General features: G+C 71.2%; 14 protein-coding genes. 6 read left to right on the forward strand and 8 right to left on the reverse strand.

Annotated elements, in window-relative coordinates:
• Positions 1 to 7: 7 nt before the first annotated feature.
• Complete coding sequence (gene dps / locus OXS27_RS11110; RefSeq protein WP_243924120.1) at positions 8 to 553, forward strand: DNA starvation/stationary phase protection protein Dps; 546 nt, start codon at positions 8 to 10, stop codon at positions 551 to 553.
• Positions 554 to 721: 168 nt separating this feature from the next.
• On the opposite strand, the gene OXS27_RS11115 is transcribed toward dps, so the two are convergent.
• The 5 genes from OXS27_RS11115 to OXS27_RS11135 all read right to left on the reverse strand — a co-directional run bounded on the left by OXS27_RS11115 (position 722) and on the right by OXS27_RS11135 (position 6,355).
• Positions 722 to 2,011, reverse strand: coding sequence for a phage major capsid protein (locus OXS27_RS11115; RefSeq protein WP_267356242.1), 1,290 nt, complete (start codon positions 2,009 to 2,011; stop codon positions 722 to 724).
• Between the two features lie 26 nt (positions 2,012 to 2,037).
• Positions 2,038 to 2,538, reverse strand: coding sequence for an HK97 family phage prohead protease (locus tag OXS27_RS11120; RefSeq protein ID WP_267356244.1), 501 nt, complete (start codon positions 2,536 to 2,538; stop codon positions 2,038 to 2,040).
• A gap of 358 nt (positions 2,539 to 2,896) precedes the next feature.
• Positions 2,897 to 4,084: a phage portal protein gene (locus tag OXS27_RS11125; protein WP_267356246.1), complete on the reverse strand. Its 1,188-nt coding sequence runs from the start codon at positions 4,082 to 4,084 to the stop codon at positions 2,897 to 2,899.
• A 347-nt stretch (positions 4,085 to 4,431) separates the two neighbouring features.
• A complete protein-coding gene (locus OXS27_RS11130; protein WP_267356248.1) occupies positions 4,432 to 5,739 on the reverse strand; it encodes a terminase family protein in 1,308 nt (435 codons plus the stop codon).
• Positions 5,705 to 6,355 (reverse strand): helix-turn-helix domain-containing protein, encoded by a 651-nt coding sequence (locus OXS27_RS11135; RefSeq protein ID WP_267356250.1) that lies wholly within the window; start codon positions 6,353 to 6,355, stop codon positions 5,705 to 5,707. The genes OXS27_RS11130 and OXS27_RS11135 overlap by 35 nt, the downstream gene beginning before the upstream one ends.
• A gap of 357 nt (positions 6,356 to 6,712) precedes the next feature.
• Here OXS27_RS11135 and OXS27_RS11140 point away from each other — a divergent pair, with 357 nt between their 5' ends.
• Together OXS27_RS11140 and OXS27_RS11145 are read left to right on the forward strand one after the other, a co-directional pair.
• On the forward strand, positions 6,713 to 7,807 hold the full coding sequence (locus OXS27_RS11140; RefSeq protein ID WP_243924109.1) for a histidine kinase dimerization/phosphoacceptor domain -containing protein: 1,095 nt from the start codon (positions 6,713 to 6,715) through the stop codon (positions 7,805 to 7,807).
• A 96-nt stretch (positions 7,808 to 7,903) separates the two neighbouring features.
• Positions 7,904 to 8,332, forward strand: a complete 429-nt coding sequence (locus tag OXS27_RS11145; RefSeq protein ID WP_243924107.1) for a SufE family protein — start codon at positions 7,904 to 7,906, stop codon at positions 8,330 to 8,332.
• Positions 8,333 to 8,502: 170 nt separating this feature from the next.
• On the opposite strand, the gene OXS27_RS11150 is transcribed toward OXS27_RS11145, so the two are convergent.
• Both OXS27_RS11150 and OXS27_RS11155 read right to left on the reverse strand, forming a co-directional pair.
• Positions 8,503 to 9,357, reverse strand: coding sequence for a DUF6456 domain-containing protein (locus tag OXS27_RS11150; protein WP_243924106.1), 855 nt, complete (start codon positions 9,355 to 9,357; stop codon positions 8,503 to 8,505).
• A 95-nt stretch (positions 9,358 to 9,452) separates the two neighbouring features.
• Positions 9,453 to 9,674 carry a hypothetical protein gene (locus OXS27_RS11155; RefSeq protein ID WP_243924105.1) on the reverse strand — a complete coding sequence of 74 codons (222 nt, stop codon included), beginning with the start codon at positions 9,672 to 9,674 and terminating at the stop codon, positions 9,453 to 9,455.
• A 229-nt stretch (positions 9,675 to 9,903) separates the two neighbouring features.
• Here OXS27_RS11155 and OXS27_RS11160 point away from each other — a divergent pair, with 229 nt between their 5' ends.
• Positions 9,904 to 12,051, forward strand: coding sequence for a S9 family peptidase (locus tag OXS27_RS11160; RefSeq protein ID WP_267356254.1), 2,148 nt, complete (start codon positions 9,904 to 9,906; stop codon positions 12,049 to 12,051).
• Between the two features lie 10 nt (positions 12,052 to 12,061).
• Here OXS27_RS11160 and OXS27_RS11165 read toward each other — a convergent pair whose 3' ends face one another.
• Complete coding sequence (locus OXS27_RS11165; protein WP_267356256.1) at positions 12,062 to 15,505, reverse strand: AsmA protein; 3,444 nt, start codon at positions 15,503 to 15,505, stop codon at positions 12,062 to 12,064.
• A gap of 392 nt (positions 15,506 to 15,897) precedes the next feature.
• Between OXS27_RS11165 and OXS27_RS11170 the strand changes: the two genes are divergently transcribed.
• A complete protein-coding gene (locus tag OXS27_RS11170; protein ID WP_243924102.1) occupies positions 15,898 to 16,095 on the forward strand; it encodes a hypothetical protein in 198 nt (65 codons plus the stop codon).
• Positions 16,096 to 16,394: 299 nt separating this feature from the next.
• Positions 16,395 to 18,749 carry a UvrD-helicase domain-containing protein gene (locus OXS27_RS11175; protein WP_267356259.1) on the forward strand — a complete coding sequence of 785 codons (2,355 nt, stop codon included), beginning with the start codon at positions 16,395 to 16,397 and terminating at the stop codon, positions 18,747 to 18,749.
• The last annotated feature ends 28 nt before the right edge of the window (positions 18,750 to 18,777 follow it).

An 18,777-nucleotide genomic window follows, 5' to 3' on the forward strand; every position in this document is an offset into this window, starting at 1 on the left:
CGAAACCATGGCCGACACCGGCACCAGCAACACCCCCCGGTCGCACAAGACCCGCAACAACACCGACTCGAACGCCAAGAAGGTCTCGATCGAGGCCCTTAACGCCCGGCTGGCGGACGGCATCGATCTGGCGCTGGCGATCAAGCAGGCGCACTGGAACCTGAAGGGCCCGCAGTTCATCGGCGTCCACGAGATGCTTGATGGGTTCCGCACCGAGATCGACGAGTTCAACGACAGCGTCGCCGAGCGCGCGGTCCAGCTCGGCGCCACGGCCTTCGGCTCGACCCAGGCCGTCGCCGAGCGCACCAAGCTGCCGGCCTACCCGACCGGCATCTATGCGATCGCCGATCACATCGCCGCGCTGATCGACAGCTACGCCGCCTACGCCAACGCGGTCCGCGAGAACATCGACGAGACCGACGAGGCCGGTGATCCCGACACGGCCGATCTCTTCACGGAGATTTCCCGGGCGGTCGACAAGCAGCTCTGGTTCCTCGAGGCCCACGTGCAGGAGCCGACCGGCGCCCTGCGCGACGGCAATGCGGGCCGCTGAGAGCACATTCAGCACGCTGTCTATCTCTCGCCGACGCCACGATGCTCACGCATCGCTGGCCGACGCTTTCTCTCCTCCCCCCTGCGGGGAGGAGGTGCAGGAGACACCGCGTCGCTCAAGCCTGCACCACCCCTGGCCCCTCCCCGCAAGGGGGAGGGGAAAGACTGCTCAACCGAACTTCAGCAGCTTGATCGCGTCGAAATCCTGCACGCCGCCGCCGACGCGCTTGGTGGTGTAGAACAGCACGTAGGGCTTGGCGGAATACGGGTCGCGCAGCACGCGCATCCCGGTGCGGTCCACCACGAGATAGCCCCGGCGGAAATCACCGAAGGCGACCGACAGGCTGTCCTTGGCGAGGTCGGGCATCGCCTCGGCCTCCGTCACCGGGAAACCGACCAGGGTCGCGGGCCGGCCAGCGGCGAGCGGCGGCTGCCAGAGGTAGTTGCCCTCGGAATCCTTGAACTTCCGGATCGTGCTCTGGGTGCGCCGGTTCATCACGAAGCCGGCATTCTGGCGATAGCCCGCCCGCAACCCGTAGATCAGGTCGAACAGCACGTCCCCCGGGTTGCCCGACGGGAAGGCCCCGGCCGCGCCCGTCGCCACGAACCCGAGCTTGCCCGGAACCCAGGCGGCATTGGCGACCGTGTTGTAGCTCAGAAAACCCTGCGGGCGGCTCACGCCGTTGCCGGTCACGAAGGCGACGCCCTCCTGCTCGGCGAAGGCGGTCTCGATCTCGGCCGAGAGCCACGCGTCGAGATCGACCACGGCGTCGTCCAGCAGGGTCTGGGTGGCGGCCGGCATCGCGTAGAGTTCCATGGCGGGGAACGCGATCTCGGAGAGCACCGGCGCGTCGGTCTGCGGGCGCGGGGCGGTCTCGGCCGCCCAGCCGGTCACGGGGGCGCCCACCGACACCGCACGCTTGTACTGCGCTCCCGAGATCTGCTGCACGCTGGCGATGGCGCGGATCGGCGAGATCTCACCGAGGCGCGTCAGCACTGTGCGCTCGATCGTGCCCGGCACGAGGTAGCCGCCATCCGGCCCCGAGCCGGTCGAGAGGGCCTTGGATTCCAGGCGCTTGAGACCCGCGCTCTCCCCGGCCCGGACGTAGAGGTCGAAGGCCGCCTTGTGCTCCTGCGCGCCGGCATCCTGGCGCGGCCCCGGCTGGCCGAGCGGCGGCCGGGCCTGCTCCAGATGGATCCGGTCGAGACGGGTGCGGGCTGCGTCGAGGGCGGCGTCGATCCGGGCGAGCTTCTCCTCGGTGAGCCCATCGGGCCCGAGGCGGCCCTCGATCTGTCCGATGCGGGTATCGTTGGTCTCCTTGAAGGCCGCGAAGGCGGCCGACAGCTCGTCGAGGGCGGAGCGGACCGGGGCCGCCTCGGGCCGGACGGCCTTGTTCTCCAGATCGGGGAGAGCGGCCTTGGTCTCGAAGGCGGGCGCGAGCGGGGTATCGGCGTGCATCGGGAACCTCTGAGTAGGGGGTGAAGTCAGGGCCGCAGGGTGGATGCCGGTGCGGGCTTCGGGGCGATGCGGCGGGCCAGGCCGCGGATCTCCGTGGCCAGGGCATCCGCGAGGGCATCCGCACCGGGACTCGCCCGGGCCTGCGGCTGGAGCGGGAAGGTCACCAGGGAGATCTCCCAGAGATCGACCCGGTGCAGCCGGCGCTCGCCGCCCGCGCCCCGCCGGGCCAGCAGCGTGCGGAAGCCGATCGACAGGCCGTCGAGGCCGCCGCCGCGCAGCAGCGCGTCGACCTCCCGGGCGCGCTGCACCGCGAGGTTGAGCTGCCCTTCCGCAAACAGGCCGTGGGCATCCTCGCGTAAGGACAGCCACCGGCCGATCGGCTCGGCGGGATCGTGCTGGAACAGCAGCCGCACGCCGGCCGGCCCCTGGCGCGCGAGGCTCGCCGCGAAGGCGCCCGGCACGACCACGTCGCGGCCGAGATCGGGCACGCCGAAGACGCTGGCATAGCCGGTGAAATGGCCGTCCATGGGAGTCCTCGGGGGTGGGTTCCGGGAGGGGCAGTCCGTTTTGTGACGCGCCCTCCCGCCCCCCTTTGAGGGCTTGCGGATTCGCGCATCGGGTCTGGCCATATCGGTTCAGGGTCGAGGGCGGGTCCCCTCTCCCGAGCGGGAGAGGGACAGGGTGAGGGTCGAGAACTTTCAGACCGAGGCGCGCCCCGTCGGCACATCGATCACGTGCTCGATCCTGAGAGTTCTCATCCCTCACCCCAACCCTCTCCCGCTCGGGAGAGGGGGCCTGTCGCGCTTGGCCGCAAGCGTCGATGTCGGCCTGAGATATGTGAACGTCGGAGCTTTTGCTGTGGAGAGAGAGAGGCGGCGCGTATCGTCAGCCCGCCGCCGCTCCGGGCATCTCCGGCGGATAACCCACCGCCTCGCGCTTCTCAGCGACCGACAAGAACTCCGCGGCCTGGACGCGGCGCCACAGGGATTCCCGCTCGGCGGCGAGCGCCTCGATCCGGTCGAGGTCGGGTTCCAGGTCCACCGGCCCGAAGGCGGGCTCGAGCCAGACCGCGAGGGCCTGCGCGGTGCGGCTTGCCAGCGGGATCAGGGTCTGGCGGTAGAGCGCCCGGTTGGCCTCGGCGTAGTTGGCGTGGGTGTTGTCCCCGGGCAGGCCGAGCAGCAGGGGCGGAACCCCGAACGCCAGGGCGATCTCCCGGGCAGCCGCATTCTTCGCCTCCACGAAATCCATGTCCCGAGGCGACAAAGCGAGCGGCTTCCAATCGAGCCCGCCCTCCAGCAGCAGCGGCCGGCCGGCATTGGCGGCACCCTGGTAATTCGCCTCCAGCTCCGCCTTCAGCCGGTCGAATTGCGGCTCGGACAGTGTCGCGCCCGCGAAGACCAGCGCCCCGGAAGGCCGGGCGGCGTTGTCGAGGAGCGCCTTGTTCCAGGCGCTCGCCGCGTTGTGGATGTCGAGGGCGGCCGCCGCCGCCGTGATGGGCGCGAGGCCGCCGGTCTCGTCGTCCGGATTGAACAGGCTGAGGGCCAGGATCGGGGCGATCTCGGCGCTGCCGGGCGCCGGCAGGTCGAACCGGCGGCTGCGCCCGCCCGCGGTGTAGACGTAGGAAGCGGGCCAGCCATCTGGCCCCGGCAGCATCCGCATCCGGCCCGGCCGGAGGACCTGGAGCGCCGCGACCCGGCCGTCGAGGGCGACCGCCTCCAGATAGGCGGTCCCGGTCAGGAGAAGGTCTGCGTAGACGGTCTCCAGCAGTTGCGTGCCGCTTTCCCGCGGGTTCGGCCGGGCGAGCAGCGCCAGCAGGTCGCCGCCCCGTTCCGCCCCGGGTCCGGTGGCGATCATCGGGAGGCTCGCGGCGCTCTCGGCGACCAGCCGGACCGCCCGGTGGACCACGGGGTTGCGCGCATAGCCGGCTTGCGCGAGCGCCGCCGGGTCGCGGGGCGTCCAAGAGGCCCGACCGTCGGCATAGAGCGCGAAAGCCGGGGCGGCCTTGGTGGCGGGGGCCATGTCGCGGGCATCGCGTCGGGTGACCCGCGCCAACCGTTCGAGAAGGTTCGCCATGCCGGTCTGGTCCTGCGTTAGGGTCGCGCGATGCACGGGCCGCGGCCCCGCGCGATCCGGCCGCGCCTGGATCGCGCGGGATGTCCCGCGGACCCTCACGGGCCCGGATAATCCCAGGGACAGGGAAAAAAGCGGGGTTTAGACTCGCTCCGCGCGCAACAGTGGTGCGGACGCCACAGTGGACCACACACAATCGTGTATACAGGATGCAGTTCGTTCCTGAGACCACGAACCGCCTCTCGGCGCGCTTCCCATGGAGGCGCGCCGTATTGTTTTCCGGCCGGCCTTGAGCCGTTGTTGTGACGCGCGCTCTCGCGCCGAACCGGTGGCTACTCCGGCAATGACATCTAGAGCCGCCGGATGCGGGGTTCCGCCCGCACCTCCAGCATCAGATGCGTCAGCGCCCAGACCAGGGCGTCGAGCCGGTCGGGCGAGCCCCGGCCGGACAGGCCGTCCGGCCCGAAATCGCACAGTTCGTCCTCCAGCGCCGGAAACGCTCCGACATGGTGGACGAGGCCGCGGGCATAGAGCAGCGAGACCGGCTCGGCCCGCAGGTACTTACCCCGCGTGGCGTGGACCCGGGTGACCGGCACGGCGGGATCGCACTGCGCCAGCACGGAAGCCGCCATCTCGCCGCCCTGGTTGACCTCGACCACGAGGGCGTCCGCGGCGAACCGGTGGTAGAGGGCCAGCGCCGCCCCGGCCCAGGCCTGCGGCGTGGCGCGGGGCAGGCTCGCATCGGCCAGCACGTAGGCCTGCCCATTCGCGCGGCCCGCCGCCACGATCCCGCAGGCATCCGAACGGGCCCCCGAACTCGCGGGCGGATCGACCGCCACGACGATCCGCCCGAGATCCGGCGCGGCAGCGACCCGGCCAGCTTCGAGGCCGGCGCGGTCCCACAGGGCGTCGTCCCGGTCCTCGATCAACTCGCCATCGAGTTCCTGGCGGCCGAGGCGTGTGCCGGCGTAGCGGCCGACCACGCGCTCGAGGAAATCCGGCGCGAGGTGCTCGGCGTTGTCGCGGGTCCGGGCCCGGCTGACCACGGTGCGCGGGTCGTCGAGCAGGCGCCGGATCAGCGGCACCGGCCGCGGCGTGGTGGTGACGAGGTTGCGGGGCCGGGCGCCGAGGCGCAGGCCGAATTGCAGCATGTCGAAGGCGGCGTCCGGCCGGCGCCACTTGGCGGCCTCGTCGCACCATGCGGCCCCGAATTGGGGGCCGCGCAGGGCGTCCGGCTCCTCGGCCGAGAACGCCTGGGCGACGGCGCCGTTCGCCCATTCCAGGCGCCGCCGGCTCGGCGACCAGACCGGCCGGGTCCGGCCGTGCCGGGGCAGGCCGAGGATTCCCGACGGGCCCTCGATCATCACCTCGCGCACGTCGAGATGCGTCTCCCCCACCAGCGCGATGCGCCCGACCGGCTCGGGCGTGAAGGCCGGATCGCCCCGCGCCAGGGCATCGACCCACTCGGCCCCCGTGCGGGTCTTGCCGCTGCCGCGGCCGCCGATCACCGCCCAGGTCGTCCAGAGACCGGTATCGGCCGGCGGCAGCTGATCGGCCCGGGCCCGGTGCAGCCAATCGGCGTCGAGCGCCTGCAGCAGCGCGGGCGGCAGCGTCGCCAGAAAATCAGGCAGGCGCCCCGCCGCCGACAAAGGGATCATAGCGTCGCGCGATCGCCGCGCGGAGCCCGGGCAGGTCGCGTTCGAGACCGTCATCGCCGCCCTCCCCCGTCGCGCCGTGGGCGCCCTCGGCATCGACCTCGTCGAGCAGCCGCTTCAGACCACCGAGGTCGCGCAGGACCCGGGCGGATTCGGCGAAAGCCGCCCCCTCCCCGCTCAACGCCGCGTCGAGGGCGGCGATCTGCCGGGCGATGTGGCCGCGCAGATGGGCACGCAGGGTCGCGGGATCGATCTCCGACGCCGGATCGCGTGGCGCGCCGCGGCGTGTCGGCCGCACCAGCGGCGTCAGCTGGATCGCCGCGCTCAGCCATGCCATCGCGTTTTGCCCGAAGCCCAGGGCCGCCGCGACGTCGGAAGGATCGTTGCCCGGTTGGCTCAGGAGCCGGGCGACCGCAAGGCGCCGCGGCTCGGGCCATTTCGCGACCACGGAGCGCCAGTGTGGCGGCCGCGGCCAGCCGGCCCGGGCGTTCCAGGTCTTGATCGTACTCGGGTGTATCCCGGTGCGGGCGGCGATCTCGGGGATCGTCAGCTCGGTCTCGCGCAGGAGCTGCAGCACCGCGATGCGCCGTTCCGCGGGGTGCGCAGCGCCTACCTGCATCGCCGCCTCTCCGCACACTTTTCGACCGTGCCTTGGTGATAGCCCAGCAGCGGGCCGGTGTCAAGCTCAAATTCCTATCATGGGCATATTTTGAGAGCCCCGCTGCTGCAACGCTTCGGCTGCCCAGGCATGACCCGCTCGATGGAAACGGTGCCGCCGCACGCCCGCCCCCCGGCACGGGCCGCCTTCGCTCCATGCGCCGGAGTACGTTGCCGGCGGGTCGATCATCCCGCTCCCTGTGCATGAGCACTCCAAAGGCGGCTGAAGACCGGAACGGCGCCCCTGTCGGCACGTTGACCGGCGCTATCCACTCACACTTGACTCCTCACACACGCGCTACAGCGAATCGGATCGAGAATGGTCGGACAGCCCCCAGGGTCCGGAACGGCTGAGCCGAAGGGCGATGGTCCTGCGGAGGATTCCGGAACGGTGCCGACCCCGGGGACCGCCGAGGCGGCGGCCCTGAGCGACAGCTTCAAGCGCTTCGCCGACGTCGTTCCGCTGATGATGTGGCGCTCGGATGCGCACGGCCACGCGATCCACCACAACGAGTGCTGGCTGGCGTTCACCGGGCGCCCGCTCGCGGCGGAACTGGGCCTCGGCTGGCGCGAGGGCCTGCACCCCGAGGATTTCGAGCGTCACGCCGGTATCGTCGCGGACGCGTTCGAATCGCGGGCGCCGTTCACGGTGGAATTCCGTCTGCGGCGTCACGACGGCGTCTATCGCTGGTTGCTCGACACGGCCCGCCCGCTGGTCGAGGACGGGCGGTTCGAGGGCTATCTCGGCTCCTGCTTCGACATTACCGACCGCAAGCATGCCGAGGAGCATATCGAGCACGCGCTCGCCGAGAAGGAGACGCTGCTCGCCGAAGTCTACCACCGTGTCCGCAACAACCTTCAGGTGATGGTCAGCCTGATCGGCCTGTATGGGCGGGCGGCGCCGGATGCCTGCCGCGGCAGCTTCGAGGCGCTGGGACAGCGGGTCCGGGCAATCGCCCTGGTGCAGCAGCACCTGCACGAGGCGCCGCACATCGCCTCCATCGACCTCCGGGACTACCTGCACCGCCTGGCTTCCGGCCTGGGCCAGCTCCGGCGGGCCGGGCGCATCAGCGTTCAGGTCGAGGGCGCGGGCAACGGCCTCGTGGAGCCCCGCACCGCCAACGCGCTCGGCATGATCGTGGCCGAAATCGTGGCCGAGTGCCTGGACGCCACGGCCGAGCACGTCGCCTGCGCGATCAGCATCGGCCTGGACGCCGCCGCAGGCCAGCCGCTCTGCGTCTCGATCGTCTCCGGCGTCAGCGAGATGGCGGCCTCCGGCCGGCCCAACGTGCCGAAGCTCGGGCCCCGGCTCATCGCGGCTTATGCGGCGCAGGCCGAGATTGCCGTGTCCGGGGATGCCAGCCCGGCCGATCCCCTGAGGCTGACCCTGCCGCCGACCGCCACCGCGCAATGAGGCGCGGCGTAACGACCTGCCGCGTCGCCCGGCCCCGTCGCCACGGCCGCCGGACCGGCCTATAGCGGCACGGCCCCTTTCCGGATCCGGACGAGCATGCTGCCCCCGATCGACACCATCATCGAGAATTTCGAAATCGTCGAAGACGACGATATGCGGCTCGAATATTTGATCGAACTCGGCCGCGCCCTGCCGCCGATGCCCGAATCCCTGCGCAACGAGGCCAACCGGGTCCATGGCTGCGAGAGCCAGGTCTGGATCGACACGGCCGCCGAGGGCTCGGGCGCGGAGCGGCATCTCAGGCTGCAGGGGTTCAGCGATTCGTTCATCGTCCGCGGCTTCGTCGCGCTGATGGTGGCGCTCTACACCGGCAAGACCCCGCGCGAGGCTGCCGAGACCGACGGGCTGGATCTGTTCCGGCAGCTCCGCTTCGGCTCCCACGTGACGTCGAAGCGCTCCAACGGCGTGCGGGCGATGGCCGAACGGATCCACCGGGACGCAACCCAGCTCGCCGCGCAGGGGTGAGGTTTTCGGACGCCGGGCGTAACCTCCACTCCCCCGCCTAGCGGATTCGCACGTCTCTGCCCGACACCACGGGTTTGAGAATTGAACGCTTTTCCCTCCCCCTTGTGGGGAGGGGAGAGCGGATCGGCCTGCGATGTGCAACCATCGCAGCCCCAGGGGAACGCCCGCCCTCACCCCCGCCACAGGCGCAGCCGTGCCCGCTCCGGCCCGGTCGCCTCCCGCTCCAGGCCGTAATGCTCGGCGAGCCGACCGAGGGCGATGCGGGCCACGACCTTGGCGGAGCGGGCCGGCCAGCGCCGCTCGACCTCGATCCGCTCCAGCCCCTTCAGGAAGCCGCAGAGATCGATCAGCAGGCCGGACAGGTCGCTTCCGACCGCGTCGAGGGCGCCACGCACCCGCTGCCGGGCCGCGACCACGTGGTCGGCCGCCGAGGCCGGGTCGCGCGGGCCGCCGCCATCGACCCGCGTGGCCCCGAACTCGCCGCCCATCCGGGGCAGCAGCGCGGCGGCGGTCATGTCCCGCCGCAGCCGCTCGCCGGCTTCGAAGCAGGCGGCGTCGATCAGCGGGACGCCGTCCCGGCCTCGGCGGCGCACCATCCAGGCGAGCGGGTTCTCGGCAGCGTTGCGCAGAACGGGCTCTGCCGTCCGGTCCTCCTGCTCCACGACCAAGTCGCGGTGCTGCGCCGCGAAGGCGGCCTCGCCCCCCGCTGCCTGTCGGCGCAGACGCGACCGACCGGCCGTGCTGATCGTCAACCGCGTGCCAGCGGCATCCCAGTCCGCTAGATCGGCCGCCGCGAGGGCCCGGCCGGAGGCGGCCGCAAAGCGCCCGCTTCCCACCGAGATGCCATCGCCCCCGCGCCGGACGATCAGTGAATCCTCGGCGAGCGGATCGGGCCGGGCATAGGCGCCTGGCTCGCCGAGCCGCGCCAGCAGACGGGCGGCCTCGCGAGGCAGATCGGTCGCTCGCTTCGCGCGTCGTTTCGACGGGTCGACGCCGCGGGGATCTTGCCCGGTGCTTCTGTTCATGTTTTGTTCACTTGAGGATCAACGCAACAGCCTGCGCGCTCAGCCTCTCAGGAAATTCGAGAAATTCAAGGCTTTTTTGCCTATATCCCCAGCGATCAGTTTGGATCTCGCCGGGCCTGGCGGGTCGGCGGCCGATGCAGGATATCGGCGATCTCGTCTTCCGACTTGTCCCGCACGTCGTAGCCCATCGCCTCAAGTCGATCGATCAGCGCCGCGCTGCTGGTCGCCGAGCGCGCGGCCCATTCCGCGAGAATGTCGTTCACCTGCTCCAAGTCCGGCTTGGGGTGATCGGGCTTCGGATCGGGGGCTTCAGCCATGTCGGCACCTTCGATTCGGACCGGCGACCACCCGCGCGGATGCGCCGCGGCCAGCGTCCCAACGCCTGAGTCCGGAACCGGCTCCACGCGACTGCCGCGCCCCGCTCAGGACGCGGCGGCCTGGGACCAGCCCTGCACCGGACCGCCTTGCATCCCGCGCGCCAGCGCGACACATGCCCTGGCCCGCAGGCGACGGGATTCCAGGCGACGGGATCCAATGGGAGACACGATGACGGAGATCGGCCGAGGCTTCCCGGCGCACCAGACCGGGATGCCGATTGCCCACCCCATCGCCGAGGCGCGGCCCCGGCGGTTCAGCGTGCACGGGCAGGAGATCACGGATCCCTATGCGTGGCTCAAGGCCGAGAACTGGCAGACGGTCCTCAAGGACCCCGCCGCGCTGCCCGAGGACATCGCCGCCTACCTGAAGGCCGAGAACGCCTTCGCGGAATCGGCGCTTGCCGGGACCGTGGATCTCCGCAGGCAGCTTGTCGCCGAGATGCGCGGACGGATCCAGGAGGACGAGAGCGGCGTCCCGGATCCGGACGGGCCGTTCGCCTACTACACGCGCCACCGGGAGGGCGGGCAGCACCCGTTGATCTGCCGGCGGCCGGCGACCTCGCCTGACGTGCCCGAATCCGGACCGGACCCGGACGAGACGATCCTGATCGACGGCGACCAAGAGGGCGCGGGCCTTACGTTCTTCGAGATTGCCGCAGCCGTCCATTCCGACGACCACGCGCGCCTCGCCTGGAGCGCCGACACCAAGGGATCGGAACTCTACACGATCCGGGTACGCGACATCGCGACCGGTCTCGACCTCGACGACCGGGTCGAGGCGACCTCCGGCGAGGCGGTCTGGGCCGCGGACGGAGACAGCTTCTGGTACGTGGCGCTCGACGCCAACCACCGCCCCGCCAAGGTCCTGCGCCATCGCCTCGGCACGGCGCAGAGCGCGGACGAGACGATCTACACCGAGCCGGATGCCGGCTATTTCGTCCATATCGGCAAGACCCAGTCCGGCGCCTTCCTCGACGTGACCGCGAGCGACCACGAGACCTCCGAGGTCCGGCTGCTCGACCGGCAGGCGGCGGAGGCGCCGTTGCGCCTCGTGCATCCGCGTGAGCCGCTCCTGATCTACGGGGTGGAGCACCGGGGCGACCGGCTGTTCATCCGCACCAACGCGGACGGCGCCGAGGATTTCAAGATCGTCACCGCGCCGCTCGACGATCCGGGCCGGGCCAGCTGGACCGACCTCGTGCCGCATCGGCCGGGGGTGATGATCCGCCACCTGCACCTGCTCGCGGATCACCTGATCCGGCTGGAAATCGAGAATGCGCGGCCGCGGATCGTGATCCGTGACCTCGCCGACGATGCCGAGCACACGGTCGCCTTCGATGAGGAGGCCTATTCCCTCGGCCTGCGCGCCGGCCTCGCCTTCGACACGGAGACGATCCGTTTCGTCTACTCGTCGATGACGACCCCATCGGAGACCTGGGACTACGGGTGCCGGTCCAAGGCACGCACCCTGCGCAAGCGGCAGGCGGTGCCGAGCGGGCACGACCCGGCGGCCTACGTGACGCGGCGGCTGTTCGCCACCGCGCCGGACGGCGAGCAGGTGCCGATCTCGCTGCTGCACCGGCGGGATCTGGTCCTCGACGGCAGCGCGCCGCTGCTGCTCTACGGCTACGGCTCCTACGGCACGCTGATGCCGGCGGCGTTCCGGACCAGCCTGCTGAGCCTCGTCGATCGCGGCTTCGTCTACGCCATCGCGCATATCCGCGGCGGCACCGAGAAGGGCTGGCGCTGGTATCTCGACGGCAAGCGCGAGAAGAAGCCCAACACGTTCACGGACTTCATCGCCTGCGCGCGGGCGCTGATCGCGGCCCGCTACACCGCCGAGAAACGCATCGTCGCCCACGGCGGATCGGCGGGCGGCATGCTGATGGGGGCGGTGGCCAACATGGCGCCCGAGCTGTTCGCCGGCATCGTGGCCGATGTGCCCTTCGTCGACGTGCTCAACACGATGCTCGACGCCGAACTGCCGCTGACCCCGCCCGAATGGCCCGAATGGGGCAATCCGGCCGAGAGCGAGACCGCCTTCCAGACGATCCTTTCGTACTCGCCGTACGACAACGTCGCCGCGCAGGATTACCCGGCGATCCTGGCGCTCGGCGGCCTCACCGATCCGCGGGTGACCTACTGGGAGCCGGCCAAATGGGTGGCGCGGCTGCGCGCCACCATGACGGGGGGCGGCCCGGTGCTCCTGCGGATCAACATGGAGGCCGGCCACGGGGGCGCCGCCGGACGGTTCGACCGGCTGGAGGAGGTGGCGTTGATCTATGCGTTCGCGCTGATGGCGGTGGGGAAGGCTTGAGACCCGCCGGTCAGGGCTGAGCCTCCTCGGGTGCGGGCGGCTGGGCGATCCCCTCACCGAGGCTCCGCGCCCGGCGCGCCGCCTCCTCGGTGGCGGCTTTCTCCGCGGCAGCTTTCTCCGCCGCGGCCTTATCGGCAGCCGCCTTGAGGGCCGCCGCGCGGGCCTTGTCCATCTCGATCCGGGCGCGGCGGCGCTGCCGCTCCACCTGATCGGCCTCCGTCAGCTCGATCGTCTCCAGCTCGCGCTGGAGCACGAAGGCGGCGAGCCCATTCGACAGGGCGCCGACATCGAGCACCTGGTCGGGGGCCGAAAGCGGTCCCGCGAGGCCGAGCTGGATCGTCGATGATCCGGTGCTCCAGCCCCGGGGCACCGGACCGCCGGTCAACGTCCCGCGGGCGTCGAGGCGGGCGTTGCGCAGGTCGTAGCCGATCGTGCCGGCCCAGCGGGCGGACCCGAAATCGATGTCGTACGGGCCGGCCCGCAGGATCCCGCCCACGATCGTGGCGGCGGCGCGTGCGGGACCGCTGGCCTGGGCCGCCGCCTTGCCGAGTTCCTCCGCGACCAGGGCCTGCAGGCGCCCCTCACGCAGCGGGTCATCGATCTCCACTGCCCGGGCGAGCGCGCGCCCTGGCGCGCCCGGATCGGCCGCCGGTATGCGCAGGTCCTTGAGGATCAGCGTGCCGCTGCCCGAGAGCCCGTCGCCGAGGCCCGGGAGCGTCTCGGCGGCGGTGGAGAAGCGCAGATCCGCATCCAGGCGCCCGCCGATCGGGCCGCCGCCGAGCCCGGCGATCGCCACGTCCGCCAGGCTGCCGGAACCCGAGAGTGCCGCGCCGGCGCCCGCCCGGGTGATCGTGGCCGATCCCGCGATCCGCCCCCAGCCGAGCTTGGCCGTCAGGTCGCGCAGGGTCAGGCTGGCCTCCGACAGGCCCAGCGCCACGGTGGCGTCGGTCGCCGCGAGGCCGCGGCCGAGATCGAGCTTGGCGATGCGCGCGTCGAGGGTGATGGCCGGGAAATGACCCGGCGACCCGAACCGTCCGTTCTCCTGCACCGGGAGCACGAGCGCGGCCGCCACCTGGGGCAGCGACAACCGGTCGAGGGTGAGGCGACCGCGCAGGATGCCGCCGGGCGCGTGCAGCAGCGTCCCGTCGACAGCGGATCCTGCGATCTGCCCGGTCAGCGCCGCGGCGCTGGCGCCCGCCTCCTGAGACAGCGTGACGGTCAGGTCGGCAGGCCACGCGCCGGGCTGCAGGCTCGCGGCGCCGGCCAGCGTCAGGAAGGGCGCGAGGTCGGCCGTTTCAACCCGGAGCGCCCCCCCGGTCGGCAGCGCGTCCGCGCCGACGAGGATCGGCCGGGCCGTCGCGATCCGTAACCCCGCCACCGTCCCGTCGGCCGTGATCGCGAGGGCGGACTCCTCCGGCCGCTCGGCGCTCAAGCGCAGCTCGGCCGGTCGCTGGAGGCCCGGGATGTCCGCCCGCCCGAACCATGTGCCGGCCCGGGCGGTGCTCAAGGCGGCGGTGCCGGCCTCGATCCGTGCCCCGCGGCTCGCCAGCGTCAGATCGAGGGTACCGCCGCCCGCGCTGCCCTTCGCCTGCGTGCGCAGCGCCCCGGCGGTGCCCTCCCGGTCGAGGGTGACGGCGAGGTCGAGGGGCGCATCCTTCAGGAACGGCGGCAGCAGGCGCAGCTCGCCGACCCAGACCCGTTCGAGCAGGCCGAGCAGCGGCGCCGCCACCGGGGCCTTCAGGCGGCCCGAGACGCGCCCGGTCCCGTCCGCGCCGATCCGGCCGGACAGCGTGGCGCTCGCCCCCGCGAGATCGGTCACCGCGAGACTATCGACCACGACGCTGGCGCCATCCGTCTGGATGCTGGCCGCGATGGTGCCGTTGCCGGATCCGATGGTCCCGAAGCGAACGTCCCGGGCCTCCAGGGTCAGGGCGAGATCGAGGTCGCGCAGGGTCCCGAGCGTCGTCCCGAGGGGCGGCAGGGCGGCGATGTCGATGCCGTTCGCCCGGATCTGCGCATCGAACCGGCCCCGGACCCCGGCCTCAGCGGCCGTGTAGCGGGCGTTCCCGGTGATCCGGGCGGGGCCGAGCGCGACGCGCAGGTTGCGCAGGGACAGGCTCGCGGGATCGGCGGACAGATCGGCCGCGGCCTCGATCCGGCGTCCGTCGAGCAGCGCGGTCAGCGGCCCCTCCACGCCGAGGCGGCGCAGATAGCGGCCCAGCGCCTCCGAATCGGGCGCGACGAGCGCCACCGGGCCGGTCAGGCGGAACGGCGCCGTCTCGACCTGCCCGCTCACGCTCAGGGTCGAGTCCGCCGGGCCGGTGACCGAGAGGCGGCGCAGCAGCAGGCCGCCGGCGCGCTCCACGGTGCCGGTCAGCACGAGGTTCGACAACTCGTCGCCCCCGAGCACGGCGCTGCCCACCGAAAGGTCGAGATCGAGCATCGCCGGAAGCGCACCGCCCCAATTGGGCAGGCCGCGGGCGATCAGGTTCTGGCCCTCGGTCGAGGTCAGGAAGGCGTCGAGGTCGAGGCGTCGGGCTTCCAGGCTCAGGCCGGCGCGCCATTGGCGCAGGTCGAGCCGGCCGGTGCCGCCGAGCCGCAGGGTGCGCCCGCCGGGATCGATCGCGAGATCCACCCCCTCGAACCGCACCAGCGCGCCCCGGGCCTTGAACGCCCCGCTCAGCGAGAACGGCAGATAGGCGCCCGCGACCTGGGTGGGCGGGCCGACCACAAGGCGGGCGGTGCCCTCGGACTCCACCTGGACAGCGCCGCCGCTCTCCTGGGGGGCGAGGCCGAACCGCGCGTCCGCCTCGAATCGCGGATGGGCATCGCCGCCACCCGAGATCTTCACCGCGACCCGCCCGTCCGACCCCGGCGTGCCGCTGACCGCCCGGAACGGCACGCCGCCGCTCGTGCCCTCCACGCGCCACGGCCCGGCGAGGGCCGGCGCCTGCAGGGTCAGATCCTGGGCGTAGAACTGATCGGTCCGGCCGGTCGCCGGCACTTGCGTGGTGACGAGGAATTGCTGGACGTGCAGCGCCTCGATCGCGAAATCGCGCCCACGCAGGGATTCGCCGAGATCGGGCGGCAACTTCAGGGCGTCGGGACCGGCGAGCGGGAGCCTGATCTCGGCCCGGCCGACCCGGGTTTCGGTGAAGCGGAACTCGCCCTTAAGGAGCGGCGCCAGCGCGATCTCGGCCTTGACGAACCGGGCATCGAGGCTCGGGCGCTCCGGGTCGGTCCCGATATGCAGGCGATCCATGCGCAGCCGCGGTGAGGGCAGGAGCCGGACCTCGATCCGCCCATCGGTCCGGGCCGGGACGCCGAGCGATTGGGCGATCGCCCGGTCGACCAGGGCGCGGTGGGCCTGCCAATCCACGAAAGGCGGGACGGCCAGCGCCGCCACGAGAACCAGGATGACGGCGCCCGCCAGCGCGGTCAGAAGATCACGCACCGTTCCCGTTCCGCACTCGTGTCCGCGCGGGACCGCCCCCCGCGTGCCCCCGCGGGCAAATCGCACCGGCCTTAGCACGATAAGGGGCCGGGGGCGCCAGCGCGGGATCTACGCGGTCAGGACCATGTCGCCCTGTCGCGGCCTGACTATCCGCAGGAACGGATCGTTCATGGCCGGAAAAGAGACGGTATGATTTACCCACCGATCTTGATCGAAATTCCAGTCTCGAAATGTATAATCATACGGCGGAAGGCACTTAGGTCCGGTCTAAAAATCTAGTATGCTTGATGGTACATTCGCAAAAATTGTCAACTTGCCGCGAGGTGCGCAACGGGATCGCCGCCAGGATGTTTGAGGCCCGCCAAACAGGCACGTCAGCACAGGAAAACATCATGCCCCAGAAGGCTCATACCGAGGCTGCCGAGCACCACGAGAAGGCCGCCAAGTCGCATCGCGCAGCCGCCGAGCATCACGGCAAGGGCGACCACGCGGCAGGCCACAAGCACTCGACGGAAGCGCACGGCCACGCGGACAAGGCCAAGGAGCATTCGACCAAGGCTCACGGCAAGAGCGCCGAGAACCACAAGTAAGTAGCGGTTTCCGGGTCCGGCTTCCGCCCAAGGTTGGGCGGGGGTGGGATCCGGAGCCCTTTGCCAGCGGGGCTGATCGGGACTTCGCCACGTCCCTCGCCGCGCGGGACGCAAGTCTCGTCTCGGGTGCCCTGCCGGTAGCTGTTCGAGCACTCGCGGACCGGGCTCGGCCCAGCGCTCGGGGTGTACAGCGACGCCGCAGCCGACGGGCAAGATCCACCACCCCGTCCCACACCCTCCAGTCGCATCCCCACCCGAACCACCTCGACGCCGTTCGCGATTTGGTCCAGGGAAGCAGGATGCAGAACCACCCGCATGCGCAGCCCGCCGGGGACGGCGCTCCGTCCTCCTCCATCGCCGCCCGCGCCATGGGCGCGCTCCGTCGCGACGCCGCCTCGTATCTCGAAGGCCTCAACCCCGAGCAGCGGCGCGCCGTCGAGACCACGGAGGGCCCCATCCTCGTGCTGGCCGGCGCCGGCACCGGCAAGACACGGGTGCTGACCACCCGCATCGCCCACCTGATCTCCACCAACCGGGCGCGCCCATTCGACATCCTGGCGGTGACCTTCACCAACAAGGCCGCCCGGGAAATGAAGCACCGGATCGGTGCGCTGATCGGCCCCGCCGGCGAGGGCATGCCCTGGCTCGGCACCTTCCACGCCATCGGCACCAAGATCCTGCGGCGCCACGCCGAAATGGTCGGGCTCAAATCCGATTTCACCATCCTGGGCACCGACGACCAGCTCCGGCTGATGAAGCAGGTGATCGCTGACCAGAACGTCGACGAGAAGCGCTGGCCCGCCCGGGCCCTGTCACACGCCATCGACGGCTGGAAGAACCGCGGCCTCTCCCCCGAGCAGGTGCCGCCCGGCGAGGCCTCGGCCTTCGCGTTCGGCAAGGGTGGCACCCTCTACACCGCCTATCAGGCCCGGCTCGCGACGCTGAACGCCGTCGATTTCGGCGATCTCTTGCTGCTCTGCCTCAAGCTCTGGCGGGAAAATCCCGACGTTCTGGCCAACTACCAGGACAGGTTCCGCTACATCCTGGTGGACGAGTATCAGGACACCAACGTCGCCCAGTACCTGTGGCTGAGATTACTGGCGCAAAACCGGAAGAACATCGCCTGCGTGGGTGACGACGACCAGTCGATCTACGGCTGGCGCGGCGCCGAGGTCGACAACATCCTGCGCTTCGAGCACGATTTCCCCGGCGCCGTGGTGGTGCGACTGGAGCGCAACTACCGCTCCACGGGCCACATCCTGGCCGCCGCCTCCGGGCTGATCGCCAAGAACGAGAGCCGCCTCGGCAAGACCCTGCGCACCGACGACGAGCCGGGCGAGCGCGTCACCGTGACGGGCGCCTGGGATTCGGAAGAGGAGGCGCGGATGCTCGCCGAATCGATCGAATCCCTCCAGGCCAAGCAGCACGCCCTGTCGGAGATCGCCGTTCTGGTGCGGATCTCCGCGCAGATGCGCGAAATCGAGGACCGGTTCGTCCAGCTCGGCCTGCCCTACCGGGTGATCGGCGGCCCCCGCTTCTACGAGCGGGCCGAGATCCGCGACGCGCTGGCGTATCTACGCGCCACCGTGAATGTCAGCGACGACCTCGCCTTCGAGCGGATCGTCAACACCCCGAAGCGCGGCCTCGGCGACGCCACGCTCCAGCAGCTCCACACCTACGGCCGGGCCAACCGCCTGCCCCTGCGAATCGCCGCCGAGCGCCTGTGCGAGACCGACGAGTTGAAGCCCCGGGTCCGCTCGACCGTGCGGGCGCTCACCGAGAGCTTTTCCCGCTGGGCGCGGCTCGTGGAGTCGCAGCCGCACAGCGAGGTCGCGCAGACCATCCTGGAGGAATCCGGCTACACCGAGCTGTGGCAGAAGGACCGCTCGGCCGACGCCGCAGGCCGCCTGGAGAACCTGAAGGAATTCGTCCGCTCAATGGAGGAATTCCCCGACATGGCGGCGTTCCTGGAGCACGTCTCCCTGGTGATGGAAGCCTCCGAGACCGAGGGCGCCGACCGCGTCTCGCTGATGACGCTCCACGCCGCCAAGGGCCTGGAATTCGACACCGTGTTCCTCCCAGGCTGGGAGGACGGCTTGTTCCCGAGCCAGCGGGCGCTGGACGAGAGCGGGCGGGCGGGCCTGGAGGAGGAGCGGCGGCTCGCCCATGTCGGGCTGACCCGAGCCCGCAAGCGAGCGAAGCTGTCCTTCGCGGTCAACCGGCGGATCCACGGCCTCTGGTCCTCGACCATCCCGTCCCGGTTCATCGACGAATTGCCGGAATCCGCGGTCGACGTGGTCGAGGCGCCGGCTCATTTCTCCGCCGGCGCCTCGCGGTTCGACCGCAACCCGACGCCATTCGGATCGAGCTACGGCACGCCGGGCTGGCAGCGGGCGCAGGCCAACACGGCGCCCCAGGGCGGCCGCGGCTTCGGCTCGGCACCGGGTGGGCGATCCGGCGGCCCGCGTCAGATCGAGGGCGAGCTGATCGCCAAATCGACCGGTACGCCGTCCGCGTTCGAGGGGGGCCAGCGGGTCTTCCACACCAAGTTCGGCCCGGGAACGATCGCCGGCGTGGATGGCAATAAGCTGACCGTTGACTTCGATAAGGCCGGCCGGAAGATGGTCCTCGACAGCTTCATCCAGGCCGGGTGAGGCAGGTCCCGCCGACCAAGCCCGGACG

Source organism: Methylobacterium sp. GC_Met_3 (assembly GCF_026540775.1).
Lineage (GTDB): Bacteria > Pseudomonadota > Alphaproteobacteria > Rhizobiales > Beijerinckiaceae > Methylobacterium.

Coding starts and splice junctions, on each gene's coding strand:
- dps (WP_243924120.1), top strand. CDS start 8: ATGGCCGACACCGGCACCAGCAACACCCCCCGGTCGCACAAGACCCGC.
- OXS27_RS11115 (WP_267356242.1), bottom strand. CDS start 2,011: ATGCACGCCGATACCCCGCTCGCGCCCGCCTTCGAGACCAAGGCCGCT.
- OXS27_RS11120 (WP_267356244.1), bottom strand. CDS start 2,538: ATGGACGGCCATTTCACCGGCTATGCCAGCGTCTTCGGCGTGCCCGAT.
- OXS27_RS11125 (WP_267356246.1), bottom strand. CDS start 4,084: ATGGCGAACCTTCTCGAACGGTTGGCGCGGGTCACCCGACGCGATGCC.
- OXS27_RS11130 (WP_267356248.1), bottom strand. CDS start 5,739: ATGATCCCTTTGTCGGCGGCGGGGCGCCTGCCTGATTTTCTGGCGACG.
- OXS27_RS11135 (WP_267356250.1), bottom strand. CDS start 6,355: ATGCAGGTAGGCGCTGCGCACCCCGCGGAACGGCGCATCGCGGTGCTG.
- OXS27_RS11140 (WP_243924109.1), top strand. CDS start 6,713: ATGGTCGGACAGCCCCCAGGGTCCGGAACGGCTGAGCCGAAGGGCGAT.
- OXS27_RS11145 (WP_243924107.1), top strand. CDS start 7,904: ATGCTGCCCCCGATCGACACCATCATCGAGAATTTCGAAATCGTCGAA.
- OXS27_RS11150 (WP_243924106.1), bottom strand. CDS start 9,357: ATGAACAGAAGCACCGGGCAAGATCCCCGCGGCGTCGACCCGTCGAAA.
- OXS27_RS11155 (WP_243924105.1), bottom strand. CDS start 9,674: ATGGCTGAAGCCCCCGATCCGAAGCCCGATCACCCCAAGCCGGACTTG.
- OXS27_RS11160 (WP_267356254.1), top strand. CDS start 9,904: ATGACGGAGATCGGCCGAGGCTTCCCGGCGCACCAGACCGGGATGCCG.
- OXS27_RS11170 (WP_243924102.1), top strand. CDS start 15,898: ATGCCCCAGAAGGCTCATACCGAGGCTGCCGAGCACCACGAGAAGGCC.
- OXS27_RS11175 (WP_267356259.1), top strand. CDS start 16,395: ATGCAGAACCACCCGCATGCGCAGCCCGCCGGGGACGGCGCTCCGTCC.